22 protein-coding genes, 2 tRNA genes and 1 rRNA gene are annotated in these 23,006 nt (G+C 43.4%); 17 read left to right on the top strand and 8 right to left on the bottom strand.

The window, feature by feature from the left end; translation table 11 throughout:
* Positions 1-13: 13 nt before the first annotated feature.
* The 9 genes from rrf to ACGTNH_RS18865 all read left to right on the top strand — a co-directional run bounded on the left by rrf (position 14) and on the right by ACGTNH_RS18865 (position 5,069).
* A 5S ribosomal RNA gene (gene rrf / locus ACGTNH_RS18905) occupies positions 14-127 on the top strand.
* Between the two features lie 53 nt (positions 128-180).
* Positions 181-257, top strand: a tRNA-Met gene (locus tag ACGTNH_RS18900).
* Positions 258-379: 122 nt separating this feature from the next.
* Positions 380-456 (top strand) — tRNA-Asp (locus ACGTNH_RS18895).
* Between the two features lie 144 nt (positions 457-600).
* Complete coding sequence (gene thiL / locus ACGTNH_RS18890; protein WP_394588496.1) at positions 601-1,569, top strand: thiamine-phosphate kinase; 969 nt, start codon at positions 601-603, stop codon at positions 1,567-1,569.
* 1 nt (position 1,570) lies between these two features.
* Positions 1,571-2,026: a tRNA (adenosine(37)-N6)-threonylcarbamoyltransferase complex ATPase subunit type 1 TsaE gene (tsaE, locus tag ACGTNH_RS18885; RefSeq protein WP_394588495.1), complete on the top strand. Its 456-nt coding sequence runs from the start codon at positions 1,571-1,573 to the stop codon at positions 2,024-2,026.
* A complete protein-coding gene (gene tsaB, locus ACGTNH_RS18880) occupies positions 2,023-2,709 on the top strand; it encodes a tRNA (adenosine(37)-N6)-threonylcarbamoyltransferase complex dimerization subunit type 1 TsaB (RefSeq protein WP_394588494.1) in 687 nt (228 codons plus the stop codon). The genes tsaE and tsaB overlap by 4 nt, the downstream gene beginning before the upstream one ends.
* A 1-nt stretch (position 2,710) precedes the next feature.
* Entirely contained in the window at positions 2,711-3,157 is a 447-nt protein-coding gene (gene rimI / locus ACGTNH_RS18875) for a ribosomal protein S18-alanine N-acetyltransferase (RefSeq protein WP_394588493.1), read from the top strand.
* The gene (gene tsaD / locus ACGTNH_RS18870; RefSeq protein ID WP_394588492.1) at positions 3,154-4,185 is read left to right on the top strand and encodes a tRNA (adenosine(37)-N6)-threonylcarbamoyltransferase complex transferase subunit TsaD; all 1,032 of its coding nucleotides are present in this window, start codon (positions 3,154-3,156) and stop codon (positions 4,183-4,185) included. The genes rimI and tsaD overlap by 4 nt, the downstream gene beginning before the upstream one ends.
* Before the next feature lie 341 nt (positions 4,186-4,526).
* Positions 4,527-5,069, top strand: a complete 543-nt coding sequence (locus ACGTNH_RS18865) for a TetR/AcrR family transcriptional regulator (RefSeq protein ID WP_394588491.1) — start codon at positions 4,527-4,529, stop codon at positions 5,067-5,069.
* A 94-nt stretch (positions 5,070-5,163) separates the two neighbouring features.
* Here the strand turns inward: ACGTNH_RS18865 and brnQ are convergent, their stop codons facing one another.
* Complete coding sequence (brnQ, locus tag ACGTNH_RS18860; protein WP_394588490.1) at positions 5,164-6,537, bottom strand: branched-chain amino acid transport system II carrier protein; 1,374 nt, start codon at positions 6,535-6,537, stop codon at positions 5,164-5,166.
* 268 nt (positions 6,538-6,805) lie between these two features.
* Between brnQ and dacB the strand changes: the two genes are divergently transcribed.
* Positions 6,806-8,308 carry a D-alanyl-D-alanine carboxypeptidase/D-alanyl-D-alanine endopeptidase gene (gene dacB, locus ACGTNH_RS18855; protein WP_394588488.1) on the top strand — a complete coding sequence of 501 codons (1,503 nt, stop codon included), beginning with the start codon at positions 6,806-6,808 and terminating at the stop codon, positions 8,306-8,308.
* A 510-nt stretch (positions 8,309-8,818) separates the two neighbouring features.
* On the opposite strand, the gene ACGTNH_RS18850 is transcribed toward dacB, so the two are convergent.
* Positions 8,819-9,235: a carboxymuconolactone decarboxylase family protein gene (locus tag ACGTNH_RS18850; RefSeq protein WP_394588487.1), complete on the bottom strand. Its 417-nt coding sequence runs from the start codon at positions 9,233-9,235 to the stop codon at positions 8,819-8,821.
* A gap of 16 nt (positions 9,236-9,251) precedes the next feature.
* Positions 9,252-10,799: a BCCT family transporter gene (locus ACGTNH_RS18845; protein ID WP_394588486.1), complete on the bottom strand. Its 1,548-nt coding sequence runs from the start codon at positions 10,797-10,799 to the stop codon at positions 9,252-9,254.
* A gap of 322 nt (positions 10,800-11,121) precedes the next feature.
* Between ACGTNH_RS18845 and ACGTNH_RS18840 the strand changes: the two genes are divergently transcribed.
* From ACGTNH_RS18840 to fbp, 4 genes are all read left to right on the top strand, one after another.
* A complete protein-coding gene (locus tag ACGTNH_RS18840) occupies positions 11,122-12,012 on the top strand; it encodes a beta-keto acid cleavage family enzyme (protein WP_394588484.1) in 891 nt (296 codons plus the stop codon).
* A gap of 2 nt (positions 12,013-12,014) precedes the next feature.
* The gene (locus ACGTNH_RS18835) at positions 12,015-12,959 is read left to right on the top strand and encodes a 3-hydroxyacyl-CoA dehydrogenase NAD-binding domain-containing protein (RefSeq protein WP_394588482.1); all 945 of its coding nucleotides are present in this window, start codon (positions 12,015-12,017) and stop codon (positions 12,957-12,959) included.
* Between the two features lie 13 nt (positions 12,960-12,972).
* On the top strand, positions 12,973-13,437 hold the full coding sequence (locus tag ACGTNH_RS18830; protein WP_394588481.1) for a thioesterase family protein: 465 nt from the start codon (positions 12,973-12,975) through the stop codon (positions 13,435-13,437).
* Positions 13,438-13,718: 281 nt separating this feature from the next.
* Positions 13,719-15,650 (top strand): fructose-1,6-bisphosphatase, encoded by a 1,932-nt coding sequence (gene fbp / locus ACGTNH_RS18825; RefSeq protein WP_394588480.1) that lies wholly within the window; start codon positions 13,719-13,721, stop codon positions 15,648-15,650.
* A gap of 71 nt (positions 15,651-15,721) precedes the next feature.
* Here the strand turns inward: fbp and ACGTNH_RS18820 are convergent, their stop codons facing one another.
* Positions 15,722-17,662, bottom strand: a complete 1,941-nt coding sequence (locus ACGTNH_RS18820; protein ID WP_394588478.1) for an ABC-F family ATP-binding cassette domain-containing protein — start codon at positions 17,660-17,662, stop codon at positions 15,722-15,724.
* 163 nt (positions 17,663-17,825) lie between these two features.
* Between ACGTNH_RS18820 and moaC the strand changes: the two genes are divergently transcribed.
* On the top strand, positions 17,826-18,311 hold the full coding sequence (moaC, locus tag ACGTNH_RS18815) for a cyclic pyranopterin monophosphate synthase MoaC (protein WP_394588477.1): 486 nt from the start codon (positions 17,826-17,828) through the stop codon (positions 18,309-18,311).
* 15 nt (positions 18,312-18,326) lie between these two features.
* Positions 18,327-18,977: a redox-sensing transcriptional repressor Rex gene (locus ACGTNH_RS18810; RefSeq protein WP_394588475.1), complete on the top strand. Its 651-nt coding sequence runs from the start codon at positions 18,327-18,329 to the stop codon at positions 18,975-18,977.
* A gap of 373 nt (positions 18,978-19,350) precedes the next feature.
* On the opposite strand, the gene ACGTNH_RS18805 is transcribed toward ACGTNH_RS18810, so the two are convergent.
* Positions 19,351-19,782, bottom strand: a complete 432-nt coding sequence (locus ACGTNH_RS18805; protein ID WP_394588474.1) for a hypothetical protein — start codon at positions 19,780-19,782, stop codon at positions 19,351-19,353.
* Between the two features lie 153 nt (positions 19,783-19,935).
* Here ACGTNH_RS18805 and ACGTNH_RS18800 point away from each other — a divergent pair, with 153 nt between their 5' ends.
* On the top strand, positions 19,936-21,342 hold the full coding sequence (locus ACGTNH_RS18800; RefSeq protein ID WP_394588550.1) for an MDR family MFS transporter: 1,407 nt from the start codon (positions 19,936-19,938) through the stop codon (positions 21,340-21,342).
* Between the two features lie 42 nt (positions 21,343-21,384).
* Here ACGTNH_RS18800 and ACGTNH_RS18795 read toward each other — a convergent pair whose 3' ends face one another.
* Genes ACGTNH_RS18795 through ACGTNH_RS18785 form a run of 3 tightly spaced genes read right to left on the bottom strand, consistent with a single transcriptional unit; the run spans position 21,385 to position 22,860 of the window.
* Positions 21,385-21,918, bottom strand: coding sequence for a GNAT family N-acetyltransferase (locus ACGTNH_RS18795; protein WP_394588472.1), 534 nt, complete (start codon positions 21,916-21,918; stop codon positions 21,385-21,387).
* 17 nt (positions 21,919-21,935) lie between these two features.
* Positions 21,936-22,148, bottom strand: coding sequence for a YdiK family protein (locus tag ACGTNH_RS18790; protein WP_394588470.1), 213 nt, complete (start codon positions 22,146-22,148; stop codon positions 21,936-21,938).
* 1 nt (position 22,149) lies between these two features.
* Positions 22,150-22,860 carry a CPBP family intramembrane glutamic endopeptidase gene (locus ACGTNH_RS18785; RefSeq protein ID WP_394588468.1) on the bottom strand — a complete coding sequence of 237 codons (711 nt, stop codon included), beginning with the start codon at positions 22,858-22,860 and terminating at the stop codon, positions 22,150-22,152.
* Between the last annotated feature and the right edge of the window lie 146 nt (positions 22,861-23,006).

Here is a 23,006-nt window from a genome sequence, read left to right as displayed (position 1 = left end):
TCACCTCAATCGATGTGGTGGCGAAAGCGAAGAGGTCACACCTGTTCCCATGCCGAACACAGCAGTTAAGCTCTTCAGCGCCGATGGTAGTCGGGTTTACCCCCGTGAGAGTAGGACGCTGCCACGTCAGTTTTATTTCTTTAATATTATGGGAACTTGATATAAGTTCACCCACATTATCGCGGGGTAGAGCAGTTCGGTAGCTCGTCGGGCTCATAACCCGGAGGTCGCAGGTTCAAATCCTGCCCCCGCAACCAAATTATTTAATCGTAGTACTGTAAAGTGCAACCAAAATCTTTAAATCGTAGCACTGTAAAGTGCAACTAACGTAATTCAACATAATAAGTTGAATTATTTAGTGGTACGTTCAATTAAATATGGTCCGGTAGTTCAGTTGGTTAGAATGCCTGCCTGTCACGCAGGAGGTCGCGGGTTCGAGTCCCGTCCGGACCGCCATTACATCTTATATTACAGCCTTAGGGATTCTTTCCTAAGGTTTTTTCTTTGGCTTTTTTTATTTTCAAGAGGTTCCTTGGTATAATGGGTTTATTGTGAAGGAACGTAGGGTTTCTTTAATGCAGGACGAGAGGGGTTTTTGTTATGGACGAGTTTTCTTTTATCGATTCGATCCAGCCCGCCGCTTATTATCAGGCTTCGCTGATCAAGGGAGTGAGTGATGATGCGGCCGTATTTCGCCAATCTTCTGAAGATATTGTAACGGCGGTTGATACGATGGTGGAGGACGTTCACTTTTCAAGAGACACTATGGAACCTTACCATGTAGGTTACCGTGCATTGGCTGCGAATTTAAGTGATTTAGCTGCTATGGGGAGCACGCCTGCGTTTTATTTAGTGTCGTTGGTGGTTCCTAGAGGCTGGTCTCGGGAAGAACTGCTGGAAGTATATCGTGGCATGCGCGCGCTGGCTAATGAATACCATATCGACTTAATTGGAGGCGATACGGTTTCTGGAAAACAGTTGTGTGTATCAATTACGGTTTTTGGTTATGTATTAAAAAATAAGGCTCGTTACCGCAGCGCCGCTCGTCCGGGAGATATTATCTTTGCGACAGGTACTTTAGGCGATGCTCGTGCCGGTCTGGAATGTATACTTAAGAGTGTGAATGACTCATATTTAATAAAAAGGCACCGCACGCCGGATCCGCGCGTTGATTTTGCCAAGAGCTTAACCCCTCTCTCTCGTGTGTCGTTAAATGATGTGAGTGATGGAATTGCGAATGAAGCGAATGAGATTGCTGAAGCTTCGAGGGTAGATCTTCATTTAAACTTTGAACACATTCCTTATTCTCCTCAGCTCCCTGAGTTATTCCCTTCTCATTTTGAAGAATGGATACTTTCTGGCGGAGAGGATTTTGAGTTAATCGGAACAGTTAGTGAAAAAGAATGGCCCCTCGTCGTGGAGGCAGCTCATCAAACCGATACGCCTCTCGTCGAGATTGGCCGAGTGAAAGAGAGCGATAAAAATGGAGCTGTGTACCTTCATAAAGAAGGCAAACGTTCTATTTTAAATAAATCGGGGTATACCCATTTGCAAGAGGAACGTGATTAATATGACGACAATGACTTGGATAACGTATTCAGAAGAGGATACGAAGCAATTTGCTGAGAAGCTGGGAGAACTGCTGCAAGCCGGTGATGTACTAACGCTAGAAGGTGATCTAGGGGCAGGGAAGACGACCTTTACGAAAGGTCTGGCAAAAGGCCTGGGTGTGAAACGGACAGTGAACAGCCCTACGTTTACGATGATTAAAGAGTATAGCGGACGGATCCCTTTCTATCATATGGATGTGTATCGTTTAGAAGATAGTGATGAGGACTTAGGCTTTGAGGAGTTTTTTAATGGAGAAGGTGTGACGGTTGTCGAGTGGGCACAGTTCATTGAAGACTACCTCCCTGAGGAACGTTTGGAGCTAACGGTTGAGTACGTGAATGAAACGTCACGTAAGATCTCGGCAGCTGCTCGTTCCCCTCATTTTGAACAAGTTTGTAAGGAGATGAGTTCATGAATGTGCTGGCAATAGATACGTCAAATGATGTATTAGGCTTGTCGGTAGTCAAAGCAGGTGTTGTTGCAGGTGAAATAATGACGAATGTGAAAAAAAATCATTCGATCCGTTTGATGCCTGCGATTGACCAATTGATGCGCGACACACAAACGAAGCCGGAAGAACTGGATCGAATTGCGGTAGCGCACGGTCCAGGGTCTTATACAGGGGTGCGTATTGGCTTAACAACAGCAAAAACGATGGCGTGGTCGTTAGGAATTCCAGTGGTTGCCATCTCCAGTTTAGAAGCTTTAGCGAGCCAGGGACGCCTATTTTCAGCATACATCTGTCCCTTCTTTGATGCTAGAAGAGGTCTGGTTTACACCGGCCTGTATGATCCGAAGATGAACGCTGTGAAGGAAGAGACAAACCTGCACATGACTGACTGGCTGGCATCGTTAAAAGAACTAGAGACTCCTGTACTTTTTTTAAGTCAGGACGTGTCTCTTCACAAAGAAGTAATTGAAGAATACTTAGGAGAGCAGGCGGTTATACCGGATGCCAGCTATCATTACCCGAGTCCTTCCTATCTTGCTCTTGCTGCAATGGAGAAAGAGCCGGCTCCTCTACATGATCTCGTGCCTAATTACTTGCGTATTCCTGAAGCTGAAGCGAAGTGGCTGGCGCAACAGGAGAAGCAGTAAAATGGTACAGGTAAGAGAAATGAGAGAGGATGATCTTGCTCAGGTAATGGTCGTAGAACATGCCACCTTTGCCGTACCCTGGACAGAAGAAACGTTTAGGAAGGAAGTTAACGGAGAGAATCCTTACGCGCACTATTATGTTATTGAAGACGAGGGAAGTGTTTTCGGGTATTGCGGTGTGTGGCTGATCATTGATGAAGCACATGTGACCAATATTGCAATCCATCCAAATCACCGCGGAAAGAAGTATGGCGAGCAGTTGTTTCGTTATTCGTTGAAACAAGTAATTGAGATGGGAGCGATTCAGTTAAGCCTGGAGGTACGAGTATCCAATACAGCAGCGCAGCATTTATATCGTAAATTCGGTCTTGTGCCCGGCGGTATCCGGAAAAATTATTATACCGACAATGGGGAAGACGCATTAGTTATGTGGGTGGGATTAAAATGAGTGAAGATCAATATATTTTAGCGATTGAAACCAGCTGTGATGAAACAGCTGTGGCTATTGTAAAAAATGAACGTGAGCTCGTAACGAATGTGGTGGCTTCTCAAATTGAAAGCCACAAGCGATTTGGCGGGGTGGTCCCGGAAATTGCTTCTCGTCACCACATTGAACAGATTACATTGACGCTGGAAGAGGCGTTGACGCAGGCAGAGCTTACGATGGATGATATTGAAGCGATTGCGGTAACGGAAGGGCCGGGGCTTGTTGGTGCCTTACTTGTAGGGGTTAATGCTGCGAAAGCACTGGCGTTTGCCAAGCGGAAGCCTCTCGTCGGTGTGCATCATATCGCGGGTCATATTTACGCCAATCGTTTAGAAAAAGAATTCGACTTTCCATTGCTCTCTCTAGTGGTCTCTGGCGGCCATACAGAGCTTATCTTAATGAACGAGCATGGAAGCTTTGAAGTCATTGGGGAAACGCGTGATGACGCTGCAGGTGAAGCGTACGATAAAGTAGCACGTACGTTAAAACTTCCTTATCCCGGAGGGCCTCACATTGACAAGCTTGCTCAGGAAGGAGGAGTGTCTATCAATTTTCCAAGAGCCTGGCTTGAAGATGGGTCCTATGATTTTAGCTTCAGTGGACTAAAATCAGCAGTTATCAACAAGCTGCATAACGCGAAGCAAAAAAATGAAGATATTCCTCCACAAGATGTAGCTGCGAGCTTTCAAGAGAGTGTCGTAGATGTGTTATCCACAAAAACCTATCAAGCAGCGAAAAAATATAACGTAAAGCAAGTTATAGTAGCAGGAGGGGTTGCGGCTAACAAAGGCTTACGCGCAGCGTTAAAAGAGAAGTTTAAAGAAGAAAATTGTGAATTACTTATTCCTCCTCTCCACTTATGCACAGATAATGCGGCAATGATTGCTGCAGCAGGATCTGTCGCTTATCAACAAGGACACCGTGCTGGATATGACTTGAATGCGAACCCTGGATTAGACTTGGAGATGTACGGCAGAAGAGGCTTATAAACTCCCTTATATAAGGGAGTTTTCTTTTTGTATAAATAGTTATACACAGTTGTATATTTATGCAGTGGATAAAATAATTATTGTCTTTAAATTGAAGGATAGAAAACGTTCCCATAATTTGTGGATAAGTAACTGACTATCTGTGGATAATGTGGATTAAATTGTTGAAAACCGATAATATCCATACACAACTGTTGAAAAGTGTGTGGATAGTAACATACTTGTCATACAACTCTATGCAAAAAAAGAAGCTACTTACGCTTTTCCCTCATTAAATTGAAAAACCTCCTGACTACTGATAACATTATGAAAAAACGTACTAAATAAATGAGGGAATGAAAATGCCAAGAGAATCGAAGCGGCATAAAATTTTAGAAGCAGCTGCGTTGATTGTAAAAGAGCAGGGCAGCGATGCGTTAACGTTAGATGCTGTTGCAAAAAGAGCAGAGATCAGCAAAGGTGGACTCTTGTATCATTTTTCCACAAAAGAGGCCCTGGTGGAAGGGCTTGTTCAGCATATGAATGATATCTATCGCGGTAATGTGGAAGAACTTGTGGAAAGTGACGAAGAAGAAATCGGGAAATGGGCACGGTCGTTTATTAATGTCATGCATGCCAAAAGTGTAGAAAACGAAACAATTAGCGCCGGCATGTTAGCGGCCCAGGGTATGAACCCTAAACTGCTGAAGCCATTGCAAGATACTTACGCGGACTGGCAGAATCATATTGAACATGATGGAATCGATCAAGTTGATGCTACAATCATGCGCCTTGCAGTTGATGGATTGTGGTTATCAGAGATTTTCGGCCTTGGACCATTAAATCCCAGCCTTAGGAAAAAGGTGCTTGAGCGTTTAACGGAACAAACGCATAAAACCGAGTAGCAGATAAAAGTGATAGACTTGAATGGATAAGGTAAATACAGACAGAAAAAACACCTCTGAAGTTTTAAAACTTCGGAGGTGTTTTTTAGCTGATTTATCCGTTATTTTCCACGGTTATGGATGGAGAAGGGGATTTATCGCCGGACGTCCAAAAGCGGCCAATCAAGGCACCGGCTAAAGCTGGGAATATCCACCCAAGTCCGATATCATAAAGCGGTAAATAATCAAGATAAAGCTGCTTCACTGTTTCAATTGTAGAAAGGGTCACGCCTGGCACACTTTCTGCTAAGGCACTGTACCCGTCAACAATACTGACGAAAAAAGTTAGAAATATAGATGCGGCATATACACTCCGCTTATGAGCAAACAGGGAGGAACACAGCCCAAGTAAAATAAGCACAATCGCAAGCGGATATAAGAACATCAATACGGGTAACGCAAATTGAATGATGTTGGTTAAGCCGAAGTTTGCAATCGTAAAGGATACGAGACACAGGACAAAGACGAACGTCTGATAGCTCACGCTTGAAAATGTATCATGAAAAAATTCGCTGCAGGCACTGATCAGCCCAATGCTTGTTTTCAAACAAGCGAGGACAATAATAACAGCGAGTAAAATGGCTCCAAACGATCCGAAATAGTGTTGAGCCACAGCAGCGAAAATCAGCCCGCCGTTGTCAAAGGTGCCAACAGCTGAAACACTGGATGCTCCCATATAAGTAATCAAACCATAAATAAGCATCATCAACCCCATCGCGAAGATACCTGACTTCCAGGTAGCTTTTGCAATGGATTTCGTGTCTGTTATTCCCTGGCTTTTAATCGCATGAATAACAACAATACCGAAAGCAAGCGAGGCCAGAGCATCCATAGTGTTATAACCTTCCTTAAATCCTGTCATAAATGCCAGGTGAGTGTAGTCACCAGCAGGTGCGCCAAAGTTCCCCATCGGTCGAACAATCGCCACTATGATTAAAAAGAATAAGAACACTAAGAATGTCGGCGTTAAGTATTTTCCGATGTAATCCATAATTTTTGCAGGATTAAGAGAGAAATAATAGACAATCCCGAAAAATAAGAAGCTGAAGATTCCAAGCCATAAAGCAGCATGATCAGGATTCATAAACGGTTCAAACCCAATAACAAACGGTACCGTTGCTGTTCGTGGAATCGCGAAAAAAGGGCCGATGGTTAAATAAAGAATCATCGCAAAGCTGAGACCGAATAGAGGGTGCACACGGCTTGCTAAATCACGTAGACCATTGCTGCCCGATAAACCAATCGCTAATATTCCTAAGAACGGCAGACCAATCGCTGTTACAATTAAGCCGATTAATGCCGGCCAGAAATTTGTTCCTGCCATTTGGCCTAATTGGATTGGGAAAATTAAGTTTCCCGCCCCGAAATAAAGACCGAACAGCATCGTACCTATTAGAGCATACGTAGAAAATGATATTTTGTTTTTCATAATTCTTGTTCCCTTCTTGTTGTAAAATGAGTATTCTTTGCTTTAAAACAATAAAAATAATAGTAACAGGAATCCTGAAAAGGGACAATACGAAAATATAAATCGAAAGCTTCAAGGATTAAATAAGAACAGTTGTATTGGAATAAGCTAAACGTATAGAACTCCTTCTATGGGGCTATTTTGTATAATTTTACAGAAAATTGTTAAAATTTTCTGTCTCCTTTGCTAAGGTTAAAGAGACAGAAATATTGAAGGAGGAAGATACATAATGAAATTTTCTATCAGAAGTAAACAGCTGTTTATTGTTTTCCTTGCCGCGTTCTTAATGTTAGCGCCTTCCCAGGCTGTGGAGCACCCTCAGGTAAATGCTTCCTCTGAGGAGACAGCATTATCCAATCAAATCGACGATATTTTAAAGGATGAGAGGTTAGATGGAGCCATAGCCGGTGTTAGTGTTCGCTCAGCTGAAAGCGGAGAGTTGTTGTATGAAAACGATGGTAATATTCGATTGAAACCCGCTTCTAATATGAAGCTTGTAACCGGCGCTGCTGCCCTTGAAACCCTTGATACAGACTACACGTTTACAACAGAGGTTTTAACAGACGGAAGTATTAAGGGGAAAAAACTGCATGGTGACTTATATTTAAAAGGGAAAGGTGACCCAACATTAATGGAAGATGACATTCAAGCATTTGCTGAAGCTGTGAAAGAAGAGGGTATTAAAGAGGTTAAAGGCGATATTCTGGCTGATGATACGTGGTATGACGATATTCGATTATCAGAGGATATCTCCTGGAATGATGAAACTAACTATACAGCTGCTCAAATATCAGCACTAACTGTCTCCCCAAATGAAGATTATGATGCGGGTACTGTCATAGTGGATGCTTATCCTGGTAATGCAGAAGGGGAAGAGGCAGAGGTAGAAGTCACTCCTGCAAATGATTATGTGGAAATTGTTAATAAAACAGAGACCGTGGCTTCTGATCACCCTAAAAATATTTCCATTGAACGTGAGCATGGCACAAATCAGATTGTTGTGAAAGGTGAAATTCCTCTTGAAGGCACCCGTTCACGCTCCTGGGTATCTGTATCAGAGCCTTCAGGACTGGCGTTAGAATTATTCCACAAGGCATTGAGTGAAGAAGGAATCAAAGTTAAAGGAGAAAAGCGCATACATGAAAAAGTTCCTGAAACAGCGGATTTACTTACTTCCAAAGAGTCTATGCAGCTGGAAGAACTGTTTCTTCCTTTTATGAAATTAAGCAATAACGGCCATGCTGAAGTGTTAATTAAAGAAATGGGCAAAGTTGTCCATGATGAAGGCAGCTGGGATAAAGGGTTTGAAGTAGTGGAAGATTTTCTTCAAAATAACAATGTTGATGCAGAAGCGATGAGACTGCGTGACGGTTCCGGTATGTCACATGTGAACATGATTCCTGCAAACGAACTTACTCAGCTTCTTTACCAGGTTCAGGGTAAAGAGTGGTTCCCGGCATACTTGAAGTCCCTGCCTGTCGCTGGAAATAGTGACCGGTTTGTCGGTGGAACGCTGCGCTACCGAATGGGCGATACGGCTGCACAAGATAATGTGAAGGCGAAAACAGGGTCTATAACAGGCGTGAACTCCCTGTCTGGATATGTGACAACAGAAGAGGGGGAAGAGTTGATCTTTTCCATCGTTTTAAATAATTATCTTGAAGGCGTTCAATCAATTGGAGATGAAATAGCTGTGACTTTAGCGGAGCATAATTCCAAAGCGGAAGAGTGATCGTTTTTCTCCATCTCTGACAGGCAATCATAAAGAGCCCCCAGTCCTCTCAGGAACTGGGGGCTCAGCCTGGGGAGAACCCCCTGTTTTTCCGCAAGTTTTAAAGCCCCTTGAGGTCACTGAAAAAGTCCTAATCTTAAAGAGCGTCACGAATCGCTTGTCGGTGGATGCTTGCAGCGGGCACGGCCTCAGCTAACTTCACTTGACCATATAGATCTTCGCCTTTCACTGTTCCCGCAACGCACCGGACGTGCTAGTGTCGATGTTGGCCCCAGGACGTGGCCGGTTTTAATCGACCAGGCCTCACTACCGAACGCTCATCGTGGCATCAACAGAGATCAATCTAACCCCCATTCGTATGTTCAAAGCGCAGAATCTCTTAAATTAGAAGAAAAGCGGCCTGTGTGGAATATAAATTCCCACACAGGCCGCCTTTTAAATTATCTTTCATGAACCTTTAGTTTTTCGGGGATCTCAACAGCTTTCTTTCCTTGCGCCAATGGTGTGTCTTCAGCATGGATGGCTTGTGTGAGTCGGTGTTTTAGAACGTTCTTGAAAAACGTGCTGGGCCTGCTTTACTGCATTGATGACGGTTGGAAAACCAACGTAAGGAATGAGCTGAATCATGGCTTCGATGATTTCTTCCTCTGTCAACCCTGCGTTGAGAGCTGTGTTAATGTGCAGCTCGAGCTGAGGCAGGCTTCCTGACCCCTGCGTCACAAGGCTTGAAAGCACAGTCAAAGCCCGGAGTTTTTTGCTCAAATGACTTCGGTTGTAAATATCACCATAAGCGAATTCGACGATATACTTACCGATATCTGGGGCGATGTCCTCTAAGTCTTTCATTAGTTTAAAATGATCGGTCCCTTTTTCTTGATCCGTGTAGGCGCGTAAGGTTTTTATTCCTTTTTCATAGCGTGTTGTCATGGTGTCCTCTCCTTTGTCAGGAAGCATTCTTTTCTTCTTTCTCTTCTTCTGCTTCTCTATCTTCGTTCACTAATTTAATAAATGACCAGCCTAAGATAGGCAGGATAATGAGCAGTGGAAAACCGCCGATAATACTGATCGTCTGCAGGGTAGTCAATCCGCCAAGGTACATAAAGACCATCGGCAGTACGGAAAGAGCCAGTGCCCAGAATAATCGGTTAATGCGCATCGGTTCGCCTTCCACGTGTTTTTGAACAACGGAAGCGATCACATAAGACCCTGAGTCATACGTTGTTGATAAGAAGATGACAGCCAGCAGAACAAATACAACGATCGCAAGCGTAGAGAATGGAAGTTCAGTTAGCGTTCCGATGATTGCTGCAGCATCCCCTTGTTCATTTAAAGTCTCCACAACAGGGTACTGCCCGCTGAGTTCTAAATGCATGGAATAATTGCCGAGAATGCCAAAGAATAAAATCGTACCTAAACTGCCAAATAAAATGGTGCCGAAGACAATTTGGCGGATCGTCCGTCCTTTAGAAATACGAGCAATAAACAAGCCGACAAATGGGGCGTAAACGATCCACCACGCCCAATAAAAAACGGTCCATCCTTCTGGAAAGCCTGTTTGTTCAAATCCGCCAAGGTCGTTAAACGGTTCTGCCCACATGCTCATTAAAAAGAAATTGTCCATCATCCGGCCGAGGGCCGTCCCTGTTGATTCCATAATGAAGGTCGTGGGGCCGACCGCGAAAATGAAAAGCAGCAGCACGAATGCCAGCCATAAGTTAATATCACTTAGTCTCCGGATTCCTTTTTGCAATCCCGAATAGGCACTGAACCCGAAGATCATTGTACAAAAGAGCAGGATGATCGACTTGGTCACGATCGTATCAGGCAGGCCGACTAAATGATTCAACCCGGCTGATATAATCGGCGCAGACAGCGCAAGACCTGTACCCCCGCCGCCGAGTAATCCGAACATAAACAGCACATCGACTATACGTCCGATCGGACCGTCAGTATATTTCCCGAGTACAGGCCGGCAGGCTTCACTGATTTTAAAAACATCTGTTTTCTTCACAAAAAACATGTATCCAATCGGTAAGGCAGGAATAGCAAACATCGCCCAGGCAATCGGTCCCCAATGGAAAAAACCATAGGTAGAAGCCCATTGGATCGCTTCTTTAGATCCAGCTTCAACGCCAAAGGGAGGTCCCTGGTAATAGTAGGCCCATTCAATCACTCCCCAGTAGAGAATGCCGGTTCCAATTCCACTCGTAAACAGCATCGCCGCCCATGAGCTCGTTTTAAATTCCGGCTTTGTCGCTTTATCTCCAAGTTTTACATCTCCATATCGACTGATTCCAACGAAGAGCAGGAAAAGGAGCATGATCAATCCTACCGACAAAAATAAGAATCCTAATTTCTGCGTCACGATGTCATTGGCTGCTAACACGACCTCTTTCCCTTGTTTTGGAAAAATGATCAGGGGCAGAGATACGCCAATTAATAAAGACAAAGCACCCCAAAACGTTTTCCAATCCATGAGTTGTTTCCTCACAATAATCCTCCTTTATTTATCGTTAACTGAATTTATTTTTCTCCACTTTTTAAACTGTACAATCCAGACGGTTTTCTTTCAAAATACAAATAAGGCAGGAAATTAGAGGATATGGAACAATAGTGGAGATAGATAGTTTTATAAGACTTTTATCACAGATTTTGAGTATTATAGGTGAGTGTATTCAAAATATAATTCAAAACAGGGCTGCTTGAGGAAAAGATAAATAAAACTTTAAAACAACTGTTGATACTAAACAGTCCAGATGGTACACTTTTATTCGAATCAAAACAAAACACCAATTCAAAGGAGGATCTTTTGAATGAAAAATAAAGTATTACTGACTTCTGCAGTTACAGGCGCAGGAGATACGTTAGAAAAAAATCCACACGTACCGGTCACACCGAAAGAGATCGCAGAATCAGCGATTGAATCTGCAAAAGCAGGGGCGACGGTGGCCCACGTACACGCACGTGATCCTAAAACAGGCGGGATCAGCCATAATGTTGAGCATTATCGAGAAATTGTCGATCGCATTCGTGAATCTGAAACTGATGTGATCATTAATATAACGTCCGGGGGCGGCGGTGACTTTATTCCAAGTTTAGACACGCCAGCGGCTGGCGGTGATAGAACAGATATGCAGACGCCAGCGGAACGTCATGAGCCGGTAGGTGAGCTGCTTCCGGAAATGTGTACGCTCGATTGCGGAAGCACAAACTTCGGTGACATGATTTATATGAGCCCGACGGACTGGCTTAGAGATCAGGCAAAACTTATACAAGAGAGCGGAGTTAAGCCGGAGCTTGAATGCTTCGACACCGGCCATATTCGTTTTGCCAACCAGTTAGTGAAAGAAGGACTGATAGACGGTGATCCGATGTATCAATTTTGTCTTGGAATTCCATGGGGAGCGGCTGCAGATGCAGAGACGATGATGTACATGCAGAACCGAATTCCAGAAAACGCACATTGGTCTGCTTTCGGGATTGGCCGCATGCAGATGCCGATGGCTTCTCAAGCAGCCCTTCTAGGAGGAAACATCCGTGTTGGGTTAGAGGATAATATATACCTATCAAAAGGAGTTCCAGCCACAAACGAACAGCTCGTTGATAAGGCTGTCACGATGTTGAACGGCCTGGATCTGCAGTCAATGACGCCGCAGGAAGCACGTGAATTTCTCAATCTACGAAACCCGAGGGGAGGAAAGTAAGCATGAAAATCGCTATTGTAGGTACAGGAGTCATTGGAAACGGGTGGATTACCCGTATACTGGCCCAAGGATATGACGTAGTGGCGACAGATCCAGCCGAAGGAGCGGAAGAACGTATGCGCCGTGCTGTTGAACAATCGTGGCCGTATGTCGAAGCCCTTGGCCTGGCAGAAGGAGCTTCTAAAGAACGTTTAAGCTTTGAAACGGAATTAGCAGATGCGGTAAAAGACGCAGATTTCATTCAAGAAAATGTGCCCGAAATCGAAGAGCTAAAACAAACCGTTCTGCAGTCTATTGACCAGCACGCGAAACCTGAAGCGCTCATCGGATCGAGCACCTCAGGCATCATGCCTTCAGAATTGCAGGCAAATCTACAGCATCCCGAGCGCTTCGTGGTCGCGCACCCCTTCCACCCGGTATATATTTTGCCGCTCGTAGAAGTCGTAGCAGGAAAACAGACCACGCTGGAGAATGTAGAAAGAGCGAAGGCTTTTTATGAAAGTATCAATATGAAAGTTCTTCTCGTTCGCCATGAGATTGAAGGTCATATTGCCGACCGTTTAATTGAAGCGATCTGGAGAGAATCGCTTCACATTGTGAACGAAGGCATTGCTACAACAGAAGAAGTGGACAAAGCCTTTACACACGGAGCGGGACTCCGGTATGCGCAGTATGGGCCTTTCTTAACCTTCCACTTAGCAGGAGGAGAGGGAGGCATGCGTCATATGCTCAAACAATTCGGTCCCGCCTTGAAAAAGCCGTGGACGAAGCTTGAAGCCCCGGAACTGACCGATGAACTGTACAATAAAGTGGTATCAGGCTGTGAAGAACAGTCCAACGGCATGTCCATGTCTGAACTTGATCAGAACCGCAACGAATTTTTAATTAGATTATACGATCTAGTACAGGAATATTGGCCGAAAGAGCAAGAGAAAAATCACGTATAAAGGAGGGTCAGCCGTGGATTTTCAATTTAAGCAAACCGTCCCTTCAGATTGGGTCGATTACAACGGACACATGAATGATGCGGAATACAATACAGCATTCAGTCAGGCAACCGATGCTTTTATTGAAGATATCGGCCTTACTGAAGAAGCCCGCGCCCGCTTTCAATATACGATCTTTACACTAGAAACTCATACGTGCTATTTGCAGGAAATGAAAGAAGGAGAAGTATTTACGATCAGAGCCCAGGTGCTGGATTATGATGCGAAGCGTATCCACTTATTTTTATCCATGCACAATGATGATGGCGAGCTGACTGCCACATTAGAAGAAATGCTGATGGGGATTGATCAATCAGAAGGACGGGGAGCACCATTCCCGGAACTCGTGGAAAAAAACATTTATGAAATTCATCAGAATCAAGCTGATCAGAACCCGCCAAAACAAGCCGGCCGAACGATTGGTATTCGCAGAAAATAAGAACAGTGGAAGACAAGTATTCCAGCAGACTGGAGTGCTTGTCTTTTTTTATATGATAAAATAGCTGTAAATAGCTCAGCTATAATGGGTTAGAAAACGTAGAAATGTACTCTATCACTTCCAATATTTGAAATTATGAATATTGTCAGCGCTATTTCTAAAAAGTGAAAACATGTTACGATCATATATAATTAATATGTTACCGACGCTTTCAATTTTAATTGTCAATTGCAGCATTTCAGTGTGAAATCATGATGAAATTGGAAAGGAGATACATAATATTGAACAAAAAATACTTAGAATTACTAGCCCAGGAATACGATTGTGAAGAAAAAGTAGTTACAGAAATTATTAACCTTGAAGCCATTCTTAATCTGCCTAAGGGAACAGAGCATTTTGTCAGTGATTTACACGGGGAGTATCAAGCCTTTCAACATGTATTAAGAAATGGGTCAGGAAGAGTCAAAGAGAAAATCAGGGATATTTTTAACGGAGTCATCTATGAGAATGAAATCAATGATTTGGCGACGCTGGTTTATTATCCTGAAGAAAAGTTGAAGATTATTAAAAATGGCTTTGATAATGACGAGGCATTAAACCAGTGGTATAAAGATACTATTGAACGAATGCTTAAGCTCATTTCCTACGCTTCGTCTAAATATACACGGTCGAAATTGCGTAAAGCCTTGCCTGATCAATTTGCCTATATTATAGAAGAACTTTTATACAAAACAGATGAATATGCGAATAAAGAACAGTATTACACAAAAATTGTCCAGCAGATTATTTCTCTTGATCAGGCGGATAAGCTCATCACAGGTCTTGCTTATACCACACAGAGGCTGGTAATGGACCATCTTCATGTAGTAGGGGACATTTATGATCGAGGACCCGAACCGGATAAAATTATGGAAACGCTTATCAATTATCATTCCGTTGATATTCAATGGGGGAATCATGACGCCTTATGGATTGGGGCTTTTGCCGGCTCAAAGGTTTGTCTTGCAAATATCATCAGGATCTGCGCCCGCTACGATAATTTGGATATCATTGAAGACGTCTATGGAATCAACCTTAGACCCCTTCTTAATCTGGCGGATAAATACTATGAGGACAACCCTGTCTTCAGGCCGAAAATTCATTCAGATCAAAAAGCATCAGACCATGAACGACTGCAAATTACGAAAATTCATCAAGCCATTGCTATGATTCAGTTTAAACTTGAAAGTCCTATCATTAAAAGACGACCGAACTTTAATATGTCTGAAAGGCTTTTGCTTGAAAAAGTGGATTATGATAAAAACGAAATAACCATTAACGGGAAAACGTACCCGCTGGAAAACAGCTGTTTTGCCACGGTTAATCCAGAGCAGCCGGATCAATTATTAGAGGAAGAACAGCAAGTGATTGACAAGCTGTTATTTTCTGTACAACATTCGGAAAAGCTCGCCAGACATATGAAATTTTTAATGAAAAAAGGCAGTCTATATTTAAAATACAATGGAAACTTATTAATTCACGGGTGTATTCCTCTAGATGAAAACGGAAATATGGAAGAAATGATGATTGAGAATAAAACCTATGCCGGCCGTGACTTGCTTGATATTTTTGAACATTATTTACGTCACGCTTTTGCACACCCTGAAGAGACAGATGATTTGGCCACAGATATGGTGTGGTATTTATGGACCGGAGAATATTCATCCCTTTTTGGAAAAAGAGCCATGACCACGTTTGAAAGGTATTTCATTAAGGATAAGGAAACCCATAAAGAGAAAAAGAATCCATATTACCATTTACGTGAAAATGAGGAAACGTGCCGTAAGATCCTGAAAGAATTTGAGCTGAATCCTGAGCAGGGCCATATTATAAATGGACACACCCCGGTAAAAGAAATTGATGGAGAAAACCCCATTAAAGCAAACGGAAAAATGATTGTGATTGACGGTGGGTTTTCCAAGGCATATCAATTAACGACAGGAATTGCCGGTTACACGTTATTATATAATTCCTATGGCATGCAGCTTGTCGCCCATAAACAATTTAACTCAAAAGAAGAAGTGCTGAGGAATGGAACCGACGTTCTATCAGTTAAGCGACTCGTGGACAAAGAACTGGAGCGGAAAAAGGTGCTGGAAACCAATGTGGGAGAGGAATTATTACAGGAAATCTCTATTTTAAATCGTTTGATGGAATATCGTTATATGAAATGACGCTCCAATCAGAAAAGCTCCATAATAATGGCTCAGAGTGAGGTTGATCACTCTGAGCCAATTCTTTTGCATTATTCATCTAAAGCTTCCCATTCTTCCAGTAAAGCTTCCATTCTTTCTAGATACTGCACATTTTCTTCCGTCAGATCAAGCGATTTCTCATGATCTTGAAAAACTTCCGGCTTGCATAAGAGCGCATCATTTTCTTCCACTTTTGCTTCAAGCTGTTCAATTTCCTGCTCAATTTCAGCGATGCGGCGTTTTCGTTTACGTTCTTCGCTTTTTAAAGCTTTATCCTGCTGAAAGCTGTTCTTTGATTCTTGTTCCTGCGGCCTCGTAGCTGCGGCCTGTTCAGCTCGTTCGGCTTCTTCAATTTCCTGAAGTTCCCGTTCTTCCTGTTTCTTGTTAAGATAGTAATCATAATCCCCGAGGAATACGCGCGTTTCAGCCGGCTCCATCTCCACAATTTGTGTGGCGATTTTATTAATGAAGTAACGGTCGTGGGAAACAAATAAGATGGTTCCTGGATAATCGACAAGTGCAGATTCCAACACTTCTTTGCTATCTAAGTCGAGATGGTTGGTCGGCTCGTCCAGGATTAACAAATTAGCTTCCTGCATCATCAGCTTGGCGAGCGATAATCGTGCTTTTTCTCCACCGCTTAAAGCAGAGACAGGTTTTAACACATCTTCTCCTGTGAACAAAAAGTTTCCAAGTATCGTGCGGATGTCTTTTTCGTTTTTATGCGGATACTCATCCCAAAGCTCGTTCAGCACGGTTTTCTTCGAATTCAGCTTCGTCTGTTCCTGGTCATAGTAGCCGATTTGGACATTTGTCCCGACCATAAGATTGCCTTTAGCTGCTTTTAAGTCACCGATAATCGTCTTAAGAAGCGTCGTTTTCCCGACACCATTGGGACCGACTAAAGCGAAAGAATCACCGCGTTGTAAGTCTAGAGACAGATGATCAAACACGTAGCGGTCCTGATCATCATAGCGAAACGCTAAATCACGAATCTTCAAAACGTCATTTCCGCTTTTCTTCGCCACTTGGAAGCTGAACTTCGCTGATTGCTGCTCCGTTTTTGGCTTATCAAGCTTATCCATTTTCTCCAGCTGCTTGCGTCGGCTTTGCGCACGCTTGCTTGTCGTGGCACGGACAATGTTCTTTTGAATAAACTCTTCCATTTGTTTAATGTCACTCTGCTGTTTCTCATAATGCTTCAGCTCAAGCTCATAATCTTCTTCTTTTTTCTTTAAATAATCGCTGTAGTTGCCGTGGTATTTCTTAGCACCCTGATGGGCAATTTCATATACGGTGTTTACAATTTCGTCTAAGAAGTAGCGGTCGTGCGACACGATGACAACAGCGCCTTCGTAACCCTGTAAGTAAGACTCAAGCCATGAGAGCGTATCAATATCCAGGTGGTTGGTCGGCTCATCTAAAATGAGAATATCCGGTTTCGTTAATAAAAGTTTTCCGAGGGCAAGCCGCGTTTTCTGCCCGCCGCTCAGTGTCGCAATCGACGTATTCCAATCGAAACCGTGAAAGTTAAGACCATTTAAAACGGCTTTAATCTCAGCTTCATATTGATAGCCGCCCGCGACCTTAAAGTAGTCTTGCTTTTCATCGTATTTTGAAAGCAGCTGCTGGTACTTGTTCTCGTCGGCAAGTAAGTCAGGATCTGCCATATCAGCTTCCATTTGGCGAAGCTCCTTCTCAAGCTTCTGCAAATGGCCAAACACCTTCGACATTTCATTCCAAATTGTATCACCGGACTGCAGACCTGTATTTTGAGCCAGGTATCCCATGGAAACATCTTTCGGTTTAAATATGTCTCCGGAATCATGGCTCATGTCCCCGGCCATCATTTTCAACAACGTACTTTTACCGGCACCGTTTCTTCCGACAATCGCAATGCGGTCATTCTTTTGTACATCCAGCTTAATATTTTTTAAAATTAACTCCGCGCCAAACCGTTTCGTCAATTGATTTAGTTGCATGAGAATCATGTCGTTTCACCTCAATGAAATAAGTGTATCTTATATAGGACGACAGTAGCAAGGAGAGGTACTTAAGAGATTGTGAACGCTTTAACACTTTCGTTTGATTTTTTGATAAAATAGGAGTAGTGTTTGAGTAACTAACCGTACAAATGGTAAAGGAGTCCCACGCATGTCTGAATTTACTCATTTCAATGAACAAGGACGAGCCCGGATGGTCGACATTTCGGAAAAGAAAGATTCCGTACGAACGGCAATCGCGCATTCGAGTATAGAAGTAAATCAAACGATATATCATAAAGTAACAAGCGGCGATATGGAGAAAGGCGATGTCCTTTCTGTTGCCCAAATCGCTGGAATTATGGCGGCAAAAAAGACGCCCGACTGGATTCCAATGTGCCACCCGCTTCCGTTAAAAGGGATCGATGTTACCTTTGAGTGGGAGACGAACGAGAAATATGTTCTCCATATTATCGTCACGGTGAAAACAAAAGGCAGCACGGGGGTTGAAATGGAAGCACTAACCGCAGCTACGGCAACTGCATTAACGGTGTATGATATGTGTAAAGCTGTCGATAAAGGAATGGTTATCGGTCCGACGTATCTAGAAGAGAAAACAGGAGGTAAATCCGGCGATTATAATCGAGAAAGCCGGTAAGAGGAGGTTAATCCAATGGATGCAGAAAACGCTAAAATACCACAAGCTACAGCGAAGCGGCTGCCGCTATACTATCGATTCATTAATAATCTCCATAGCCAGGGTAAGATGAGAGTCTCCTCGAAGGAACTGAGTGAAGCGGTTAAAGTTGACTCGGCAACAATTCGCCGTGATTTTTCTTACTTTGGAGCCCTCGGGAAAAAAGGATATGGGTATAATGTTGAATATCTGTTATCATTTTTCCGTCAGACGCTTGATCAGGATGAAACGACAAACGTCGCTTTAATTGGGGTCGGAAACTTAGGAACTGCTTTTTTAAACTATAATTTCATGAAAAATAACAATACAAAAATTGAAGTCGCTTTTGATGCAAAGGATGACCGTATCGGACAGACAGTAGGCGGTGTGCCGATTAAGCACATCGACGATTTAGAGAAGCATATGGAAGGCATTTCTGTTGCGATTTTGACGGTGCCGTCTTCTGCAGCGCAAGGGATTGCTGATCGGCTGGTTGAAGCTGGGATTTCTGGGGTGCTGAACTTCACTCCTGCGCGAATTACGGTGCCAAACAGCGTGCGTGTTCATCACATTGACTTAGCTGTTGAGCTGCAGGCGCTTGTGTATTTCTTAAAACATTATCCATTAGATGAAGAGGAGGACAACTGATAAGGTTGTCCTTTTTGCATGCATAGAAAGCTCGTTTTTTCTTTTACCTTGAGAGTGTAATCCTTCCTGGCGGGACCTAGAGGAAAGGGTTTTATGAAACGACTCCCTTTCCATGGGCGAATGGTGTGCCTCCTCGGGCTTTATAAGCCCTCCGGGGTCACACCTTATTCGTCTCTCCCATAGGAGTGTCGCCGTTTCATAAAACCCTTTTCAGTAATAGAAGACAAGTCGTGCCCTTATGGAATTTAAAGAATTCAGAAGGATATCCACTCTACTATGCTTCGAAAGCAATTTATCAATAAAGATGAAAGCTTTTTTTCGCATGTAGAGGAATCTGAGTACTTACATTACCCAATTCTCAACCACCTCCATGTCAATCTTTTTTCTCAAGTAAAGAAAGTGTGGTGAAGGAGTTTCCTTGAATCTCGTAGGTGTGTTCTTTGCTTTCTTTCCAGTTCACCGTTACCTCGTTGCCAATGGTTCTATTTTTATTTTCTTCATCAGCTGTAATAAGTTCCATAACTGTGTCACCTTCTGAAGGGAAGTCTTCTTCGTTAAAATGGAATTCTAAATTTTCTTCACGGCTGATACTGGAGCCGTCTGCATATGTACTGCCTTGCGAAGCGATCAGCTCTCCATCCTGGTAAAATTGCAGCTCCATGGCGTGAAATTCCATATCACTATTGTTGATGACTTTTATAAGAACCGTATCTTTCTCATTTTCAGAATCCGCAGTAGAGTGAGAACAGCCGCTTAATAAAGTAAATGTCAGGCATATTAAAAGTATAACCAAACTTTTAGGCATGAGCGTCCCCCTTATTTTTTTATAGTAGAAATTGTAACATATTGTAAATAGGGTAGGCATAACGAATGTTTGCGACCGATAGAAGTGCTAAAATGGTTGTTACTTAGGGTATAAAAAGAAGGGGACATTATAAAGAAAGGGGGGGATCTGATGTTGAGCAAAATACCTACGAAATGGTTAGTCGTACTATCTGTATTATTTGGAACGTTTACTGTCATTTTAAATAACAGCATGCTGAATCCGATCCTTCCGCGGTTTATTGACGTGTTTGATTCCAACGCGGTGGCAGTCGGCTGGATCTTAACGATTTTTATGGTATCGATGGGGATGACGATGCCGTTAACCGGCTATTTAGGTGATCGATTTGGGAAAAAGAAAGTGTACATCGCCGGACTGTGTCTATTTATCCTCGGCTCTATTTCCGGGCTGCTTTCACAAACGCTTGGAATGGTCATTATGTCGCGGGCCATCCAGGGGGCGGCCGGCGGTATGATGATGCCGATTGCTATGGCTCTTATCTTTAACTCCTTTCCTAAACACGAACGCGGCTTAGCCGTAGGCGTATACGGGGTAGCCGCGATGGTGGCCCCTGCGATCGGACCGACAGTAGGCGGTTTTATGATTCAGTTTTTGGACTGGCCGTGGCTGTTTGCGTTTAATATTCCGTTTGGCTTACTTGGACTTTTATTATCGACGAGATTTTTGGAACGGACAGAAACGCATCCAGAGAAGAAGTTCGATTACATTGGTTTTGTCATGATTACGCTTGGAATTGGTGCTGTACTGCTGGCTCTTGGGCGAGGGCGTGAGCTTTCAATGCTCGTCGATCCTTTGAACCTTGCCTTGATCATGGCAGGATTATTAGCGATCACAGCTTTTGTATTCTATGAAAATCGTCACGATGATCCACTGCTCAACTTATCCGTCTTTAAAGTACCGACGTATTCGGTTTCGATTCTCGTTACGTCAGCAGCGTCGATCGGCCTGTTTTCCGGTATTTTCTTACTGCCGCTGCTCATTCAAGTCGTGTACGGGCTAAATGAAGTGATGACAGGACTGCTGTTCTTACCTGCAGCGGCGGCAAGCGGCATCTTTATGTCGATTGGCGGGCGCCTGCTCGATAAAAAAGGGCCGCGCTATGTTGTACCGCCAGGCCTTGCGATTATGGCTGCCGCTACTATTGGGCTTGGTATGCTGCACGTGTCCACGCCATACTGGCTGATTCTATTACTTAACACTGTGCGCGGACTAGGCATGGGCATGGGGAATATGCCGGCAACGACATCGGGCATGAACGCGATTCCTGAACATTTAGTGGCGCAGGGCTCGGCAATGAACAACATCATCCGCCAGATTTCTTCGTCACTAGGCATCGTCTTTTTTTCTATTTATTATGAAGTACGGCGTGCTCAAGTAGCGGCTGCTCCTGGTATAGATATGCAGGCAGCGACACTGCAGACGTTAAACGAAGCGTTTCTCGTTTCAGCAGCTGTATTACTTATCGCTCTGCCGTTTTCTTTCTTATTAAAAGGTGTACAGGATGATAAGGTGAAGGCATAAAAAAATGCTGAAGAGCTATAGTGACTCTTCAACATTTTTTCGTTAGGTGTTCCATTCTCGCGCGAGCAAACCGTACATCAACATATCATAAGCTTTACCGTCGCGGAGGATAAATTCTCGTTGAGCTCCCTCGTAAGTAAAACCAAGTTTTTCATACAGCCTTAAGGCCGGTTCGTTGTAATCAAAAACAGTAAGCTGCAATCGATGAAGGTTTAATTCTTGGAAGGCGTAGTTGATTAACAGCTCCATGGCTTCTGTACCGTAGCCTTTTTCTTGATAATCGGCATCACCAATCGCAATCGAAATCCAGCCGTTACGCTGGTTCCACAGAATTCCGTCAAGCTCTACGTAGCCGATCAGCGTATCTCCATCACAGATGGAAAATAGAAAATGGCTGTCATTCTTATTGGCATCATCGCGCCATTCTTTTAAAGAATCGTACGAACGCGGCTGTGCAGCTGCAGCATCGAAGCGGCGCAGGAACAACGAATGATTAAACCACGTTGAAATTTGCTCAAGATGCTCATCGCTCACAGGACCCAGATGAACACGGTGACTGTGCAGAATGGCTTTCACAGCTCTCACCTCCAGAACTATTTATTCTTTTTATCGTTCTTTGATTGTTTAATCTTAAGGTGAATATTAATTAAACGGATCGTTACCGCGAAATTAAACGTAGCAATAATGATCGGCAGCAGCGTTGGAAAGCTCCAAAGCGTTTCCGATTCCATGCTGGCTGCGATATACGTAAAGGCGACCCCCATGAAAAAGTAGATGGCCGCCATCGTAAGGGGAGAAGCTCTCATATTAGAACAACCCTCCCGTGACAATCGTCTGCAGCTGCTCCTGCATGCGGCGAATATCTTCCTCTGAATAGAAAAGCTGAGAAATAACGACGAACGAGTTCATCGCCATATGAGCCACGATCGGCGTAATGATGCTTTTCGTTCTTACATATAAGAAAGCGAAGACAACACCCATGGAAAAATACACCAGCATATGTTTGAAATCCATGTGAAACGCCCCGAACACGAGAGAGGACACTAAGACAGCCAGTAAGAAGTTAAAGCGTTTATACATTTGACCGAAAATTACTTTTCGAAAAATGATCTCTTCTGTTATAGGTGCAAACACAACGGGTAATAAGATGAACAGCGGGGATTCTCTCGCAACGTTCATAAGATCCATTGTATTCTCAGATCCTGCAGGTATGCCGAAAACCTGCGTCTCAATTGTGGCGGCAATCCCTTGCGCAAACAACGCGAGAAATACACCGAGAATGGACCAGAGGACAATCTTCCCTTTGCTTGAACGCTCGCCTCGTAACTCAGGCTCCGTCATATCAGGTTTTAATAGACGTAAGATGACAATAGTAGCAATGGTGAAGCTTAAGATTGACCAGATAGCAATCGCATCTGACCGGCCGAAACCGAGAAGAAACAAAATCGGCAGTCCAATAAATGAAGAAAGCTGCGCGATAACATATGTGATAATGATCCACCAATATCGTTTTGGCATATACATAACTCCTTTTTTAAAGAAAAACAGGGACTTTCCATACTTTATGTATTTTATCACAATTTAAAAACATCCAATAAGAATAAGGACTTATGACCTTGCGAATTTTGTAGAAAAAAGTTGATAAAAAATTGATAGTTTCTACT

It is taken from the genome of Halobacillus sp. B23F22_1 (assembly GCF_043497005.1).
Lineage (GTDB): Bacteria > Bacillota > Bacilli > Bacillales > Halobacillaceae > Halobacillus_A.
This window is presented reverse-complemented; position numbering and strand designations above follow the sequence as displayed.